Genomic DNA, 381 nt, shown 5'->3' on the forward strand with positions numbered 1-381 from the left:
CGGTGTCCTATCTGCGCGAGCGTGATGTGGCGGTGCTGGCCCTGAACGAAGAGCTGGACGACGTGAAGGCGATCCTGACGAAAGTCGGTCACGATTTGACGGCCGTGAACGAGGTAGAGACGCGTCTCATGGAGCGCCTGATCCAGATCGATCGAGAAACCGCTGATTTGGCGGCCGTTGGTCGGCTGATGACGGCCGCAAACTATGGCGTGGGCAAAAAGGAGTTCGCGGCGGTGCACGGAAAGCACGAGCTGTTCATGCTCGCAGTCAACCGCATGGAGGGCAAAGACGACCGGATGCGTAAGTGGTACGGTCAGTACAAGCTGAAAAATGAATTTGGGCTGCGCTCGCTGCTCAGCGCGCAGGCCCGGGAAGCACTGG

The 381-nt window shown here is 59.8% G+C and carries 1 protein-coding gene; it reads left to right on the plus strand.

What is annotated here, in order from left to right:
- Nucleotides 1-381, plus strand: a 381-nt coding sequence (locus AC1RPQ_RS08110) for a hypothetical protein (protein WP_481762279.1), incomplete at both ends; no start/stop codon positions are given.

Source organism: Dellaglioa sp. CoH-57-MRSF-21, assembly GCF_056781915.1.